Consider the following 15,760-nt stretch of genomic DNA (forward strand, 5'->3'; position numbering starts at 1 on the left):
AGGCATCGTTGTCGAATTGACCCTGACCCAAGAAATAGTCCGGTTCAGGGTCAATTCCGACGCTATAGGCCAGATCGACCACTTTGGACGGCCGCGAAGTTCGACCTCGTTGGCATTGTCCTTTGCGCCAACGATAATTGCTCTACGGTCGCCGCGCGCGTGAAGTGCGCCCAGTGTTACAGCAACAGAAACGCTGCCGACGCAATGCACGTCGGCACAATCGCGGCCAGCAGCAGCCCTGGCACGCTGACCGATTCGTCCTTGAACCCGTGCCGCAGGATCGCGAGCCCCGCCGGGTTCGGCGCATTGGCGATGACGGTCAGTCCGCCGCCCGCCACCGCACCGGCGACGAGCATGTATTTCGCGTCGTCCGGAATGCCGGCGATCAGCGAACCGAGATAAGTGATTGCCGCGTTGTCCATCACGGCTGTGAGGCCAAGCGCTCCCACGTAAAGGGCATGAGCATTCATCGAAGCGACGAGCGGCTGCAGCCACCATTGCTGGAGACCGCCGAGCAGGACCAGGCCGCCGAGAAAAAATGCGACCAGCAGGCTTTCGCGAAGCATCAACTGCGACTGGTAGCGATCGTATGCGTGCGTGAACCCCAGAAAGAACAGGAACAATCCAATGAAGATCACCGGATGATGGGCAGTGAGCACGACGGCGGCAAGAAAGCCCAGATGGATCAGCGTGACGCCGAGCGGAATGCGCACCGCGTCTGGCGGTTCCGCGGATTGCGTGACCGGTGCCGCCTGGCCGCGCGCGGCATGCAGCGGACCGCGAATGATGGCGAGTAGCAACGATGCATTGATGAGCACGGCTAACATAGCCTTCCAGCCGAACTGCGTGACCATGAACGTGCTGTCCCATCCCCACGCGGTCACCACCATCAGTACAGGCGGCGCTGCATACGCGGTCAATGTGCCGCCGATCGAGATGTTTACGAACAGCACGCCGAGTGCAAGGTATTTCCACTGCTCGTCGATTTGCGCGTGGAAGAAGCGATCTCGCAATACCAGCGCGGCGAGCGTCATCGCGGCCGGCTCGGTGATGAACGAGCCCAGGAGCGGAATCAGCGCGACCGACAGCCAGATCACGGCCTGCTCGGTATCGGCCGGCACGAGCCGCGCGATACGCAGGACGAGGGCTGTTACGGCTTCGAGGATCGGCCGGCTCGCCGCGATTACCATGATCGTGAATACGAACAGCGGTTCGGTATATTCGCGCGACTCGGCATAGCCGATCGCCTGCTTCGGCCCGACGAGCATGCCAATCGTGAGCACCAGCACGAGTGCCCAAAAACCGAATACGACCTCGACTTCGCCGAGAAAATGGAACAGGCCGGCATGGCGGGGATGGTGACGCGCCAGCACTTCAAACCGCTTTGCGACAAACGTATGAATTAGCGCAAGACCGAATATGATCGCGCCTGCGACCTCGACGGAATGAGGCATAAGTTCTCCCGATATGTATTCTTGGGATGAAAGATTTCGTCGACTACTGGACGGAAACTCAGCGAAACGACGAGATATTACTCCGAATTCGAGTCGGTTCACCGCGATCGAGTGGAGCAAAACAACGACGGACTGAGGATGGAGGGAGATCACCAAAACCATTATCGAGCACAGTACGTTGGTGGCTCGAAAAAATCAGCCGCGTCCTATTCCGATCGATAGGCCAAGCCTTGCGGAATTTCATCGAAATTTCAGCCAATGCGCAATTGAAAAATGATCGTCCACTCAATATCATGGGGCGGTATTTTCTTTGGACGTGCAGACACCGTGATATGAAGGTCGCGTACGTCGATACCAACGAGCGAGCCGCTCGAACGATGCCAGGACACCTCGAAACAGCGGGCCACGAGTGCGACATGCTTATCAAGGCGGTGACGATCGAATCGAAGCTGCGAAACGGTCGGTACGATGTGCTCATCGTCCGATGGACGAACGCTAGCATGCCGGTGCAAGAGATTATGCGACCGCTCGCCAGCATCTCGGCCCACGACTGCCGATCATGGCAATCGTGAATCCCGGTCGTCCGCAGGAAAGCATTGACGCATTTGCCGCCGGCGCGGACCATTGCATGCCCGAACCTGCGCCCCGACAGTCCAAACCGCCACCAGCATGTGCCTAAATCTTCGAATCACGACATTTCAACTTTGTTCGGATGCGACATTACAAATTTGCTCTTAAAAAAATTAAAATTTATAGGTTCATACGATCAACCGTCGCCATGACCTCGCGAATATAACTTGAACGTTGTAGTTGACAGTCCGGCCCAACGACGCCGAGACAGTCGGCCATCTTTTAAAAGGAGATTGATCCCATTTATGGCTACCTACCTCGAACTTAAAGCACAGGCAGAGACGCTGGCGCGGCAAGCAGAAGAAGCTCGGCTCGCCGAGTTGGACAGCATCATCACGACGATTCGTGAACAGATCGCCGAATATGGGATTACGGCCGATCAAATTTTCGGTCGCCGCCGTGCCGGTGTATCGCCCACCCGTGCAGCGATCGCACCGAAGTATCGTGATCCGAAAACCGGTGCGACCTGGAGCGGCCGCGGCAGAGCTCCTCAATGGATTGCGGACGCGAAGAACCGCGATCGCTTTTTGATTCCCGACGCAGAATAACACTCCGAATACGTCGTGGCTTTGCTCCCTCGTGGCGCGGAACGGTCAGCTTGAGCACTCCGTCACGCAGCTGTGCGTCGATGCGCGAGGCGTCGAAATTCCGGCCGGGCGTAAAGGCTCGCAGGAAGCGTGAATAGCGCACTTCATCGTGCTGCACAGGCAATCTGGATGGAGTCGGAATCACCGCCTCTGCCTCGATGTTCAGACTGCTGTCCTGTATAACTGCCTCACTTGGAAGCGGAAAATTCCAGTATGACGTTGCCATCAAGACCAGGGGGCATGCCGTCAAGAAGAGCAAATTACCGAGGGGCCGATTACGTACGCGTTGAAGCAGGCGGAAGGCACGCCGGTCGCGGAGGTCTGCCGGCAAGCAGGGGATCAGCGCGCGATGTTTTACAACTGGCGGACGAAATACGGCGGGCTGTCGCCCTCGGAACTGCGCCGGCTGAAGCAACTTGAGGAAGGGAGCGCGAAGCTCAAGCGGCTCGTAGCCGATCTGTCGCCGGACAAGGCCATGCTGCAGGATGTGTTGTCAAAAAGCGCGGAAACCTTCTCGACGCCGTGAACTGATCACGGACTTGATGCGCCATTTCGGCGCAAGCCAGCGGCAGACCTGTGTTGTTGCCGCTGTCCCGCACGGTCGACCGTTACGAGTCGGTCGCGCGGGATCAAAGGGCACTTGAAATGCGCATCCAGGAGATCACGGAAGTGCGGGTGCATTACGGTGTGCTCTGCGTGTCCGTGATGCTTCGCCGGGGAGACTGACGAGACAACCATAAGCGGGTAGAGCGCGTGTATCGCGAACTGGGCCTTTCGTTGCGCCACAAGCGACCCCGTCGGAACAAGTCGGCCCGGCGCCGACAACCGAAGCAGTCAGTAAGCGCAATCAACGAGATTTGGCGTATGGATTTCGTCGCGGACGCGCTGTTTGACGAAGGCGCTCGACAAATGGGCGTACGAGAATGGTGCGGAGATTGACTTCTCACGTCCTGGCAAGCCGACCGACAACGCGAAAAACGATTCCTTCAACGGACGCTTCCGGGAGAAATGCCTCAACGCGCATGGGTTCTTGTCGCTGGAGGACGCCAGACGCAAAATCGAAGTCCGGCACGAGTACTATAACGGGGCATGTCTTCACCGCATTGCAGTGGATGACACCGTCGGAATTGGCCCGCCAGTGTACCGATCGGACCGATTCGGGTCGCCCCGAAGAGCCGGAATTTTCCAACCAAGACCGGAACGGAAATCGGGCCTGCCTCACGATATCAAAAAGCTGAGCGCGAAAAAGTAGTGTCATGGCACGGCGGACATACAGGAAACGGTTTGAACTGGAACTACCCGCCGCCGTCGGCTAGCCGCGCACGTATCTCGTCGGCCGACGGATCGCGCCGATGCGTCGCGATCTGCCAGATATTCCCCCACGCATCCTTCACTATCGCCCGCTGGTCGCCGTACGGTCGCGGCCGGTGCTTCGAGCGACTCGGCCCTGGCCGCGACGGCACGCCGGTAGGTCGCATCGACATCCTCGACATAGACATACAGAAACGCCGCCAGCGGATCGCGGAGCCCGTCGTCGTCGCTGACCATCACGACCGAATCGCCGATCCTGACTTCGGCCGGCAGCCTCGCGCGGCATTCGCCCTGCGCCAGAAACACCGCGTTGATGAAGTCGACGGGATTTTTCGGATCGCTTACGACGATACGCGGCGTAACCGTATGCCACCCGTCGGGCTGGAACTTGATCATGGCGAACTCCCTCTGAAGGATGTGCGCGAGGGTATTGTCCTCCTGGACCGGATAGCGCGCAGCGCGGCATCAGGCGCCACCTGCGATGGCTTGCCGAGGCAGGCCGGCGCGAACGTCGTGGCCCTGTCCGGTCGGGCCAGTCAGGAGCAACATGATGCTGATCGTTTTCTTTGTCGTGGCCTTTTTCGCGATCGTTGCGACCATGTCCCGCGGCGTGTCCCGCAAGGCGGACGCGAGGCTGCGCGCGCAATACGATGCCGAGGGCGCGCGCGGCGACGTGTCGCGCCAGTTGATGCGCAATGCGGGCTACGACGTCTGAGCGCCCGTATCCGGCCGAACGCGCCGCGTAGCGCAAGGCGATCGCAAGCTGAAACGACGCGCCGGGCCGACGCACCGGCACGGCCAATGCCGATGGTTGAGCGCCGACGGACATGCTAGGATTTCCGTCAAACAACTTCGGAGACTGCCATGCCGTTCATCTGCGAAAACGTTGAATGCCGTGCCGTGCTGGCTCGAGGGCAGGTCAGGTCCCGCCAGGAGGACGCGGGCTGGTGCTTCTACTGCCCGGACTGCAAGACGAGGAACGAGTTGAAGGATATCGGCGCGGTCGGCGGCCCTGTCGAGCTGGTCCAGCCCGAGGGCACCAGTCTGCCGCATCGGATCATCGCGGCGGCCCGACCGCTGGAAGACGGCAGATATGCGGCGCAGTTGCGCGTGCAGCGCGCGCTCGCGGTGAAAGGCACCTACGCGGCCGAAGAGCACTGGGACGAGCTCGGCGTCTTCCCCGATGCGCAAGAGGCCGTCGCGCATGCGAAGTCGTTTGCAACGAATTTGCTGGCGCCGGCGGCGTAACGCCCGGTCTTAACGGCTCGACTGACTGAAACGACGAACGAAGAAGCGGCGTCGTGCATGCGCGCACGACGCCGCTCGGCGTTTTCCGCCCGCGTTCGTCAGTTGTAGATGTCGAACGAGAAATACTTCTTCGCGATCCGCTGATACGTCCCGTCCTGAATCAGGCTCGCGAGCGCCTGGTTGATGTGCGTGCGCAGCGCGTCGTCGTCCTTGCGCAGGCCGATCGCCGAGCCGACGCCCAGCGTCTTCGGATCATGCAGCGCCGGCCCCGCGAACGCGAAGTTCGCGCCCTTCGGCGTCTTCAGGAACCCGAGGTCCGCCTGCACCGACGATTGCAGCGATGCGTCGAGCCGCCCCGACAGCAGATCCTGGTAGACGAGATCCTGCGTCTGGTACGTGCGCACGATCACGCCCTTCGGTTCCCAGTACGTGCGCGCATAGGTTTCCTGCGTCGTACCCTGCTCGACGCCGACGCTCTTGCCGGCCAGCGACGCGGGCGTCGGCTGCAGGTTCGAGCCGCGGCGCGCGACGAGCCGGGGCGGCACGTTGTTGATCTTGTCCGTGAACGCGATCTGCGCGAGGCGCTTCTCCGTCACGCTCATCGACGACAGCACGCCGTCGAACTTGCGCGCCTTCAGCGCGGGGATCATCCCGTCGAACGCATTCTCGACCCATACGCAGCGCACCTTCATGCGTTCGCAGATCGCGTTGCCCAGGTCGATGTCGAAGCCGACGAGTTTGCCGTCGGGCGCGAGCGATTCGAACGGCGCATAGCTGGGATCGACGCCGAGGCGCAGGACGGCAGGGTCCTTCGCGACTGCGGTGCCTGCCGTCAGCGCGAGCGCGACGGCCATGACGAGTTTTTTCATGGTTGTCTCCATTTACCGGTTGGTTTTGTTTGAGGTGAAGCGACACGGCGGCCGATTGGCGTGACCACCCGCGCCCGGCCATGCAGCGGGCGGTGGCCGGTCGCCGGGCGATGCCGGCGGCCGGCCGGGTCAGGGAATCCGGTTCAGTGCGAGGCGCCGGTGATGCGCGCCATGCTGCGCCGGTAGCCGGCAGGGGAGAACGTCGCGTTCAACGCGGCCATCGCGGCGATCACGCCGATGTGCATCCACCACGCGATTGCGAAGCCGCCGCCCGCGTCGCGCAGCCAGCCGATCAGCCAGGGGCTCGACGCAACGGTCAGGAAGCCGACGCCCTGCACGAACGCGGCGAGCGCGCCCGCGAGCCGCGCATCCGGCAGGTGGTCGAGCGTGACGATCAGGCTCATCGAGAAGAAGCCGCCGAGCCCGAGGCCGACGCTCGCGACCCACATCCACGGCGCGAGCGCGGGCATCGTCGCGAAGCCGACGAAGCCGGCCGTCTGCAGCGCGAGCGTGAGCCACAGCACCGGGCGGCGATCGTGCGCCCGTTTCGCGAGCATCGGCATCGCGAGCGCGCCGGCCGCCTGGAACAGCGCCATCCAGGCGAGCAGGTTGCCGCTCGCCTGCGGGCTCATGCCGACGCTGTGATAGAACGCGGGCAGCCATGCGACCAGGCTTGCGTAACCGCTGTTGCTGAGGCCGAAGAACAGCGCGAGCTGCCATGCGCGCGGAATCCGCGCGAACGCGGCGACGGGCGTCGATGCCGCTGCCGCATGCGCGGTGTCGTGCGGCGCCTTCGCGCGCCACAGCGCGAGCGTGACGAGGGCGGGCACGGCCCACACGGCGAGCGACAGACGCCAGCCGCCATGCGCGGCGAGCCACGGGCTCGCGACCGCGCCGAAGGCGCCGCCGCCGACCAGCGCGGCCGAATAGAGGCCCATCGCGAGCGGCAGGCGGTCGACGAACCAGCGTTTCGCGAGGCCCGGCGCGAGCGACTGGACCACCGCGACGCCCGCACCGGCGACGATCGCCGTGACGACGAGCCCGGCGCTGCTGCCCGTCCACAGGCGGGCGGTGCAACCGGCGGCGATCAGCGCCAGCGCGCCGGTCAGCGCGCGCTGCTCGCCGATGCGGCGCGCCAGCCCGACGCCGATGCCGGCGACGACGCCCATCAGCACGAACGGCAGCGTGGTCAGCAGTGCGGCCGCGCGAAAGCCGAGGCCCGTGTCGGCGCGCACGAGGTCGAGCACGGGGCCGAACGCGGTCAGGAACGGACGCAGGTTGAGGCCGGCCAGCACCAGCAGCGCGAGCGCGCCATAGGACACGGAAGCCGCGTGCGGGCGGGGAACAGCTTGGGCGGTGCCAGGGTCGGTCAACGGAATGCTCCAGGGTGGGCCGCAGGCCCAGTGATGCGATGCCGAAAGGGTAAAGGCGCGCCCCGTCAGGGGAAAATTAAATATTCGACTGGGTATCAGTGCGGAATGCGATGGATTGACGCGGGGTGACGGGGCCGGATGGGAGCGGCCCGCGTGGCGTGCGGCGAGCGGTTTCGCGCGGCGCTATGCGGCAGGCGCCTGCGATACGCGGGCCCGTTCTCGGGCCTGCTCCCGCGCCGCGACGAGCATCCGGATCCGCGCACGATCGGCCGCCGACGCGGGCGTGAAGATCACGAGGCTCAGATCCGGGCGGCCGGTCACCGAGAATGCGGAGTATTCGAGCGCGATCCGGCCGGCCTGCGGATGACGGATTTCCTTCGTGCCTTCGTCGTGCGAACGGATGTCGTGGTCGCGCCACATCGCGTCGAATTCGGCGCTCGTCGCGCGCATCTCGTCGACGAACGCCTGCACGGTCCGCGTCGCGCCGCCGCGTGCGATGTCGGCGCGAAACGCGCCCACCGCGAACCGCGCGACGCGCGCCCAGTTCGGCTGCGCATCGCGCACGCCGGCGTCGACGAAGATCAGCCGCAGGATGTTGCGCGCGGGCGGCGGCAGCGTCGCGTAGTCGGTCAGCGTCGCGGCTGCCGCGTCGTTCCATGCGACGACGTCCCACGTCGCGGTACGCACGATCGCCGGGCTCGCGTCGAGCGAATCGAGCACGTGCTGCAGGCGCGGCGTCACGCTGCTGCTCGCGTGATAGCGCACCCCGGGCGGATGGCCGAGGCCGATCAGGAACAGATGCTCGCGCTCCGCGTCGTTGAGCAGCAGCGCGCGGGCGAGCCGGTCGAGCACGTCGGCGGACGGCGCGCCGCCGCGCCCCTGTTCGAGCCACGTGTACCACGCGGCGCTCACGTGCGCGCGCTGCGCGACTTCCTCGCGCCGCAGGCCCGGCGTGCGGCGGCGCGCGGCCGGCAGCCCGAGCGCCGCCGGGTCGAGTTTCTCGCGGCGGTCCCGAAGGTACGCGCCGAGCAGGTTGTCGGGTGCGTCTGCCATAGCCTGTTAGTTCGTTTACCGGTAAACCGTCACGTCTTCACCGCGCGCGGCGGTCGACAGATAGTAAGCCCTCCATTTCATCCGGAGGTGCTGAACATGCGTGTCTTTGTTACGGGAGCATCGGGGTTCGTCGGTTCCGCGGTCGTCGCCGAGTTGCTGGCGGCCGGGCATTCGGTGCTCGGCCTCGCGCGTTCCGACGCGGCGGCTGCGTCGGTCGCGGCCGCGGGCGCCGACGTCCAGCGCGGATCGCTGGAGGATCACGACAGCCTGACGCGCGGGGCGCACGCCGCCGACGCGGTCATCCACACGGGATTCAATCACGACTTCTCGCGCTTCGCGGAAAACTGCGAACTCGACCGCCGCGCGATCGAAACGATCGGCGCGGTGCTCGCGGGCTCGGCGCGTCCGCTGGTCGTGACGTCGGGCCTCGCGCTCGTCGCGCCCGGCCGCGCGGCGACGGAGGACGATCCGCACGTGCCGGTGTCGGCGGTCTATCCGCGTGCGTCGGAGGCGACGGCGGTCGCGCTGCACGCGCGCGGCGTGCATGCGTCGGTCGTGCGGCTGCCGCCGTCCGTGCACGGCGACGGCGATCACGGCTTCGTGCCGCGCCTGATTGCTTTCGCGCGGGAAAAGGGCGCATCGGCCTACATCGGCGACGGCGGCAACCGCTGGCCGGCCGTGCACCGGCTCGATGCGGCGCGCGTGTACCGGCTCGCGGTCGAACGCGGTGCGGCCGGTGCGCGCTATCACGCGGTCGACGATACGGGGGTGCCGTTCCGCGAGATCGCGGCCGTGATCGGCCGCAGGCTCGGCGTCCCGGTGGTCGCGAAATCGGCGGAGCAGGCCGGCGAACACTTCGGCTGGTTCGCGATGTTCGCGGGGATGGATGCGCCCGCAACGAGCGAGCGCACGCGTGCGCGGCTCGACTGGGCGCCGCGGCAGCCGGGCCTGATCGCCGACATCGACCGGCCGCGGTATTTCGAAGGCTGACGGCGCGCGTGCGTGCCGCCCGTCGCGATCGGCACGCACGGTGCGCGGGCGTGCCGGCCTGTCGCCGCCGTCATTCGACCGGATGCAGATCCTGCAGCAATGTCGGCACGAGCTCCGACACGGTCGGGTGGATGTGCATCGCGCGGCTGATCGTCGTGTACGGCGCGCCCGCGGCCATCACGTCGAGCATCCCGTGGATGACTTCGTCGCCCGTCACGCCGAGGATCGACGCGCCGAGGATCGCGTGACTGTCCGCGTCGACGATCACCTTCATGAAGCCCTGGCTCTCGCCTTTTTCGACGGCGCGGCCCACGCGCGTCATCGGGCGCGTGCCGACCAGCAGCCGGCGGCCGGTCTGCTTCGCTTCCGCAAGCGTCATGCCGATGCGGGCGAGCGGCGGATCGATGTACATCGCGTACGCGGTGATGCGGTCGGATACCTTGCGCGGATCGTTGTCGAGCAGGTTGGCCGCGACGATTTCGTAGTCGTTGTACGCGGTGTGCGTGAACGCGCCGCGCCCGTTGCAGTCGCCGAGCGCCCAGATGCCGGGCACGCTGGTGCGCAATTGTTCGTCGACGGTGATGTAGCCGCGCGCATCGGTCGCGACGCCGGCCCGTTCGAGCCCGAGATCGTCGGTGTTCGGCACGCGGCCGACCGCGAGCAGCAGATGCGAGCCCGCGACTTCGCGGCCGCCGCCCGTGCAGTCGAGGCCGACCACGACGCCGTCGCCGTTACCGTCGCGCCGCGCGTTCAGGCAGGTCGCGTCGAGCTGCACGTCGATGCCTTCGTTCGCGAGAATCTCGCGCACCGCCTGCGACACGTCCTCGTCCTCGCGACGGATCAGCCGCGCGCCCTTCTCGACGATCGTGACCCGCGAGCCGAAGCGGCGATACATCTGGCCGAATTCGAGCCCGACGTAGCTGCCGCCGATGATCACGAGATGCTCGGGCAGGAAGTCGACGTCCATCATCGTCGAGTTGGTGAGGTACGGCACCGAGTCGAGCCCCGGCATCCGCGGAATCTGCGCGCGCCCGCCGACGTTGATGAAGATGCGGTTCGCCTCGAGCAGCGCGTCGCCCACGCGCACCGCGTCGGCGCGCTCGAAGCGGGCATGGCCCTGAAACACGGTCGTGTTGTCGAGCCCGCGTACCCATTGCTCGACGCCGTGGTTCGAGCGGCCGGAGATCCGGTCCTTGCGCGCCTTCACGGCCTTCATGTCGACGCTCACGGGGCCGACCGACACGCCGTATTCCTCGGCGCGCCGGGCGAGCTGCGCGGCGTACGCGCTCGCGATCAGCGTCTTGGTCGGAATGCAGCCGGTGTTGACGCACGTGCCGCCGAAGCGGCCGCGCTCGACGATCGCGACTTTCATGCCGGCGCCGGCGAGCCGCGCGGCGAGCGGCGGCCCGGCTTGCCCGGTGCCGATGACGATCGCGTCGAAGTGTTGCGTCATGACGTCCTCCTGCGCGGGTTCAACGTGGGAAGGGGGCGTGCGCAGGCCGCATGCCGCGCCGGCGCGCCCGAACGGCGACGAGCGCCTATGGTAGCCCCGTTGGCGCGCGCTCGCGAGTGCGGCGCGGCGGGGACGTATCGCGTTGAAGGAAGGCGCCGCCGCCGGCGTTACGACGCGCCGCGCGCAGTTTTCATTCCTTGCGCCGCCACTGACCGAACGACACCGGCCGGTGCGCATCGGCGCGCACCGCGCTGACGAAATCGGGCTTGTCGGGCTCGAGCGGGAACGATTCGGTGTAGATCTGGCTGGCGAACACCCAACCCTGCGTACGCGGGTCGTAGCGGAACGTCACGTAGTCGCTCCAGTGCTGTCCGCACGCGACGTCGTTCTGCACCGTGAAATAGCGTCCCTTCACCGCGATTCCGCCGTCGGCGGCGTCTTCCGGGTCGAACGGGTCGCACTGCAGCGCGTCGTTCGCGTGGAGCACGGCGCTGTCGTTGCGCGCGGCGAGCCGGTACGTGTGGTCGGCCTGTTCCTCGTAGATGAGCAACGGGCGCGGCGACGGCCGTTCGCGCGTATCCACCGCGCGATGCACGACGACGAGCAGGCTGTGCCGCCCGTCGGCGAGCGCCGGCCCCGGCTGCGCGACGAACGGCCGGTAGCCGGCCGGCAGTTGCGCGGCGACCGACGGCGGCAGTGGCGGGGCCGCGTGCGCATGGCACCACCACGCGGCGAGCAACGGAACGAGGGCCCGGCGAACCGCCGCGGCCGGCGCGCGCATCGCACCCATCACAGCGTCTTGCCGAGAAATTCGGTGCCGGGCACTGGATTGAACGCGACGGGCGGCGCGGGCGTGAAGCCGAGCGACGCATACAGTTGCCTTGCCGCGACGAACTCGGGCAGCACGTCGAGACACATCCGCGCATAGCCGGCCGCCTTCGCGTCGTGCAGCAGCCGTTCGACGAGCTGGCGGCCGACGTTCAGTCCGCGCGCGTCGGGACGCACGTACACGCGCTTCATCTCGCACGTTGCCGCGTCGATTTCGCGAAACGCCGCGCAACCGGCCACGCGCTCGCCGTGCCACGCGAGCAGCAACTGCCCGCGCGGCGCCGCGTATTTGCCCGGCAGCGCGGCGAGCTCGGGCTCGTAGTCCTGGAACGCGAGGCTGACGGTGGGGCTCGCGATGTACTCGCGGAAGATCGCTTCGACGGCGGCGGCATCGTCCGGATAGCGGGCGGCGCGGATCTCGATCATGGCGGCGGTGCGGGAGGGCGGGAACGGCAGCCAGCATAACAGCGCGCAGGCGCTTTCGGCGGCCCGCGAAGCGTGCCAGAATCGCCGGATTCACCGTCGGGAAACGACGCGCGGGCGCCGGCGCAGCGGCGTCACTGTTCCAGGAGACTTCGATGACTGCATCGGCTGCCGTATTCGCCATTCTGGCCGCGCTGTGGCTCGGCGCGATGATTCCGGGCCCGAGCTTCGTGCTGGTGGCCCGCAACTCGATCGGGCTGTCGCGCCGCGACGGGCTCGCCACTGCGCTCGGCATGGGCGTCGGCGGGATCGCGTTCGGCGGCGTCGCGCTGGCCGGGCTCTACACGCTGCTGCAGGCGGTCGAGTGGCTTTATGTGGGGCTCAAGCTGGCGGGCGGCGCGTATCTGATCTACATGGCGTCGAAGATCTGGCGCGGCGCCGACCGGCCGATCGCGATGGACGATCCGCAGGCCGGCGTCGCCGGCAGCGCGCGCAAGTCGTTCTGGACGGGCCTCACGACCCAGCTGAGCAACCCGAAGACGGCCATCTGGTACGGCAGCATCTTCGCGGCGCTCCTGCCGCAGCATCCGCCGCTGTGGTGCTATCTGGCGCTGCCGCCGCTCGTGTTCGGCGTCGAATTCGGCTGGTACACGATCGTCGCGCTGTGCTTCTCCACGCGCCGTCCGCGCGAACTCTACCTGCGTGCGAAGAAGTGGGTCGACCGCGTCGCGGCCGGTGCGATCACGCTGCTCGGGTTGCGGCTGATCCTGAACGCGCCGAAGGCGGGGATCTGACGGGCGGCGATGGTGCTACTGCCGGGCGGATGCCCGGCTTCATTTCATGGCCGATGGCGCGCCCGGCAAGCCCCTGCCTCGGGCGCCCATCTTCCGGCGGGTGCCGCGAGGGCGTCGCACGCGGGCGGCCGAATCCTGATTCAGCGAACGTCGCCGGCCACGCCGGCCATGGGCCGCGGCGATAGCGGAGCGGTTTCGGCAGGCGGCCATCGGCGTCGCCTGCATCGCGCCGGCCCATTCCACAGCCCCCATCATCGGCCCGCGAGCCTTGTGCGGCGGGCATTCGCGCCCGTTGCGCGGCGTGCCGAATCCGGCCGCTCCCCCGATTCTGGCGGTCGACCTCCCGACGACGTGTAAACTGCTGCCTTTTTTGACGGTTTGCAGCATGGTGCAAGCTCCCCCGCGCCCGGCGCTGAGCGGTCCGACGCTCGTCCGGCTGCTCGCGCGCCTGACCGATGCCGATGTCGCGGAATCCCGGCAGACGCTGTCGGACCGCCTGAGCCAATGGCTCGGCTGGACCGATGCGATCACGTTGTCGTCCGCGCTGACCGCGAGCCCGCCCGGCGTCGCGGCCGGCGTGCGTGGTTACGACGCCGAGCGCGACTGCGCGCGCGTGCGCCACGATCTCGCGCAGGCGATCACGACCGCCAACCGCCCGCGCACGCGGCGGCGGCCCGGCGACATGCCGCCGCCACCCGCCGACACGGCCGATTTCGCGGATTTCCGCCAGCGTTGTCTGTCCCTGCAACAGGAGATGGAGACCGCGATCGGCCAGTTGCGCGGCCGCCTGCGGGTCGCGCTCGCCGCGCGCTCGTCCGGCATGGCGCGGCTCGCGACGCTCGACGCGATCATGGAGCGCGTGCTCGGCGCGCGCGAGCGCAGCCTGCTGTCCGCCGTGGCCGCGCTGCTCGGCACGCGCTTCGAGCGGCTGCGCGACGCGGAGCGGCAGGCGCTCGCCGCTGCGCAGGCAGCGGCCGATGGCGATGGTGCGGCCGCGGCCGATGCGCCGTCCGCCGCGGCGATCGTGCCCGGCACGTGGCTCGACACGTTCCGCGACGAGATGCAAAGCATCCTGCTCGCCGAACTCGAAGTCCGGTTTCAAACGGTAGACGGGCTGCTCGCGGCCCTTCGTACCTGCTAATCAATACGCTATGTCCAGAATTCGTCTCGATCTCGTTGTCTTCATCGCCGGCTTGCTGGCAGTGTGCTGGATCGGCGTCGGTTATGCCGCGTCGAACCCGCTCGCGGCGGCCGTCACGCTGCTGATCGGCGCATGCTATGTCGCCGGCGCGTGGGAGCTGCAACGCTACCGCCAGGCGACCGCCACGCTGTCGCGCGCGGTGGCCGGCCTGACCGAGCCGCCCGCGAAGCTCGACACGTGGCTCGATACGCTGCATCCGGGCCTGCGCGGCGCCGTGCGTGCGCGTGTCGAAGGCGCGCGCGTCGCGCTGCCCGGCCCGGCGCTCACGCCGTATCTCGTCGGCCTGCTGGTACTGCTCGGCATGCTCGGCACGCTGCTCGGGATGGTCGTCACGCTGAAGGGTACGGGCGCCGCGCTCGAGAGCGCGACCGATCTCGACGCGATCCGCGCATCGCTGATCGCGCCGGTGAAGGGGCTCGGGTTCGCGTTCGGCACGTCGATCGCCGGCGTGGCGACGTCCGCGATGCTCGGCCTGTTGTCCGCGCTCGTGCGCCGCGAGCGGATCGACGCGGGCCAGCAGCTCGACGCGAAGATCGCGACGACGCTGCGCGTGCATTCGTCCGCGCACCAGCGCGACGAATCGTTCCGGCTGCTGCAGCGCCAGGCCGACGTGATGCCGGCGCTGGTCGACCGGCTGCAGACGATGATGACGACGCTCGAGGCGCGCAGCGTCGCGCTGCACGACCGCCAGATCGAAAGCCAGCAGGCGTTTTTCGAGCGTACCGAGCGTGCGTATGCGGGCCTCGCGTCGAACGTCGGCGACGCGCTGAAGGAGAGCGCCGCCGAAAGCGCGCGCGTGGCCGGGGCCGCGCTGCAGCCGGTCGTCGCGGCGACGATGACCGGGCTCGCGCAGGAGATGGCCGCGCTGCGCGACACCGTGACGGGCGCCGTGCAGCGCCAGCTCGACGGGCTGACGGACGGCTTCGAGAAGACCACCGGCGACGTGACGGCCGTCTGGAGCCGCGCGATCGACGCACAGCGCCAGGCCGGCGACGCCGTCGCGCAGCAGTTGCAGACGACGCTCGGCCAGTTCACCGACACCTTCGCGCAGCGCTCGACGGACCTGCTCGACGGCGTCGCGACGCGCCTCGAATCGACCGAAACCCGTTTGTCGGATGCGTGGCGCGACGCGCTTGCACGCCAGGAGCAGGTCGGCGAGACGCTGGCCGGCCAGCATGCACGCGCGCTGGGCGAGGCCGCCGCGACGTTCGAGCGGCACTCGGGGGCGACGCTCGCGTCGATGCGCGAGTCGCATGCGGACCTGCAGACGCAACTGGCCGCGCGCGACGAAGCGCGTCTGTCGGCGTGGAACGCTTCACTGGCCGCGATGGCCGCGAAGCTCGGCGACGAGTGGCAGCGCGCCGGCGCACACAGCGCGGGCCGTCAGCAGGAAATCTGCGATGCACTCGCTCAAACCACGCGCGATCTGACCGCACAGGCTACGACGTTCGAACAACGTTCGAACGACCTGCTGTCGACGATCCGCGATTCGCATACGGGCTTGCAAACGCAACTGGCGGCGCGCGACGAAGAACGTCTGTCGACG

Annotated in this window: 15 protein-coding genes and 2 pseudogenes; 8 read left to right on the forward strand and 9 right to left on the reverse strand. The window is 67.3% G+C overall.

What is annotated here, in order from left to right; genetic code table 11:
* Window positions 1–176: 176 nt before the first annotated feature.
* Window positions 177–1,454: a putative Na+/H+ antiporter gene (locus tag BME24068_RS33770; protein WP_174928703.1), complete on the reverse strand. Its 1,278-nt coding sequence runs from the start codon at window positions 1,452–1,454 to the stop codon at window positions 177–179.
* Window positions 1,455–2,329: 875 nt separating this feature from the next.
* Between BME24068_RS33770 and BME24068_RS33775 the strand changes: the two genes are divergently transcribed.
* Window positions 2,330–2,632 carry an H-NS histone family protein gene (locus BME24068_RS33775; RefSeq protein ID WP_096500044.1) on the forward strand — a complete coding sequence of 101 codons (303 nt, stop codon included), beginning with the start codon at window positions 2,330–2,332 and terminating at the stop codon, window positions 2,630–2,632.
* A 16-nt stretch (window positions 2,633–2,648) separates the two neighbouring features.
* Here the strand turns inward: BME24068_RS33775 and BME24068_RS33780 are convergent.
* Window positions 2,649–2,897 (reverse strand): annotated as a pseudogene (locus BME24068_RS33780) (Hsp20/alpha crystallin family protein); the annotation flags it as partial.
* Between BME24068_RS33780 and BME24068_RS33785 the strand changes: the two are divergent.
* Window positions 2,896–3,909: pseudogene (locus BME24068_RS33785) on the forward strand (integrase core domain-containing protein). The pseudogenes BME24068_RS33780 and BME24068_RS33785 overlap by 2 nt on opposite strands.
* A 16-nt stretch (window positions 3,910–3,925) precedes the next feature.
* Here the strand turns inward: BME24068_RS33785 and BME24068_RS33790 are convergent.
* Window positions 3,926–4,378 (reverse strand): VOC family protein, encoded by a 453-nt coding sequence (locus BME24068_RS33790; RefSeq protein ID WP_239007871.1) that lies wholly within the window; start codon window positions 4,376–4,378, stop codon window positions 3,926–3,928.
* 151 nt (window positions 4,379–4,529) lie between these two features.
* Between BME24068_RS33790 and BME24068_RS33795 the strand changes: the two genes are divergently transcribed.
* Both BME24068_RS33795 and BME24068_RS33800 read left to right on the forward strand, forming a co-directional pair.
* Entirely contained in the window at window positions 4,530–4,697 is a 168-nt protein-coding gene (locus BME24068_RS33795; protein ID WP_172441866.1) for a hypothetical protein, read from the forward strand.
* A gap of 149 nt (window positions 4,698–4,846) precedes the next feature.
* Window positions 4,847–5,230: a hypothetical protein gene (locus BME24068_RS33800; RefSeq protein ID WP_096500042.1), complete on the forward strand. Its 384-nt coding sequence runs from the start codon at window positions 4,847–4,849 to the stop codon at window positions 5,228–5,230.
* Window positions 5,231–5,328: 98 nt separating this feature from the next.
* Here the strand turns inward: BME24068_RS33800 and BME24068_RS33805 are convergent, their stop codons facing one another.
* The 3 genes from BME24068_RS33805 to BME24068_RS33815 all read right to left on the reverse strand — a co-directional run bounded on the left by BME24068_RS33805 (window position 5,329) and on the right by BME24068_RS33815 (window position 8,525).
* Window positions 5,329–6,099 carry an ABC transporter substrate-binding protein gene (locus tag BME24068_RS33805; RefSeq protein WP_096500040.1) on the reverse strand — a complete coding sequence of 257 codons (771 nt, stop codon included), beginning with the start codon at window positions 6,097–6,099 and terminating at the stop codon, window positions 5,329–5,331.
* A gap of 143 nt (window positions 6,100–6,242) precedes the next feature.
* A complete protein-coding gene (locus BME24068_RS33810; protein ID WP_174928694.1) occupies window positions 6,243–7,472 on the reverse strand; it encodes a cyanate transporter in 1,230 nt (409 codons plus the stop codon).
* Between the two features lie 183 nt (window positions 7,473–7,655).
* A complete protein-coding gene (locus BME24068_RS33815; RefSeq protein ID WP_174928695.1) occupies window positions 7,656–8,525 on the reverse strand; it encodes a helix-turn-helix transcriptional regulator in 870 nt (289 codons plus the stop codon).
* 96 nt (window positions 8,526–8,621) lie between these two features.
* Here BME24068_RS33815 and BME24068_RS33820 point away from each other — a divergent pair, with 96 nt between their 5' ends.
* Window positions 8,622–9,515, forward strand: coding sequence for an SDR family oxidoreductase (locus tag BME24068_RS33820; RefSeq protein WP_174928696.1), 894 nt, complete (start codon window positions 8,622–8,624; stop codon window positions 9,513–9,515).
* A 70-nt stretch (window positions 9,516–9,585) separates the two neighbouring features.
* On the opposite strand, the gene BME24068_RS33825 is transcribed toward BME24068_RS33820, so the two are convergent.
* From BME24068_RS33825 to BME24068_RS33835, 3 genes are all read right to left on the reverse strand, one after another.
* On the reverse strand, window positions 9,586–10,968 hold the full coding sequence (locus tag BME24068_RS33825) for an FAD-containing oxidoreductase (RefSeq protein WP_174928697.1): 1,383 nt from the start codon (window positions 10,966–10,968) through the stop codon (window positions 9,586–9,588).
* Between the two features lie 190 nt (window positions 10,969–11,158).
* A complete protein-coding gene (locus BME24068_RS33830) occupies window positions 11,159–11,749 on the reverse strand; it encodes a hypothetical protein (RefSeq protein ID WP_174928704.1) in 591 nt (196 codons plus the stop codon).
* Window positions 11,750–11,757: 8 nt separating this feature from the next.
* Complete coding sequence (locus BME24068_RS33835; RefSeq protein WP_174928698.1) at window positions 11,758–12,222, reverse strand: GNAT family N-acetyltransferase; 465 nt, start codon at window positions 12,220–12,222, stop codon at window positions 11,758–11,760.
* Window positions 12,223–12,374: 152 nt separating this feature from the next.
* Here BME24068_RS33835 and BME24068_RS33840 point away from each other — a divergent pair, with 152 nt between their 5' ends.
* From BME24068_RS33840 to BME24068_RS33850, 3 genes are all read left to right on the forward strand, one after another.
* Complete coding sequence (locus tag BME24068_RS33840) at window positions 12,375–13,013, forward strand: LysE family translocator (protein ID WP_174928699.1); 639 nt, start codon at window positions 12,375–12,377, stop codon at window positions 13,011–13,013.
* Window positions 13,014–13,398: 385 nt separating this feature from the next.
* Entirely contained in the window at window positions 13,399–14,154 is a 756-nt protein-coding gene (locus BME24068_RS33845) for a DUF3348 domain-containing protein (protein ID WP_174928700.1), read from the forward strand.
* A 10-nt stretch (window positions 14,155–14,164) separates the two neighbouring features.
* Window positions 14,165–15,760, forward strand: a 1,596-nt coding sequence (locus tag BME24068_RS33850; protein WP_174928701.1) for a DUF802 domain-containing protein, incomplete at its 3' end; no start/stop codon positions are given.

Source organism: Burkholderia anthina, assembly GCF_902498995.1.
In the GTDB taxonomy this organism is placed as follows: Bacteria; Pseudomonadota; Gammaproteobacteria; order Burkholderiales; family Burkholderiaceae; genus Burkholderia; species Burkholderia anthina.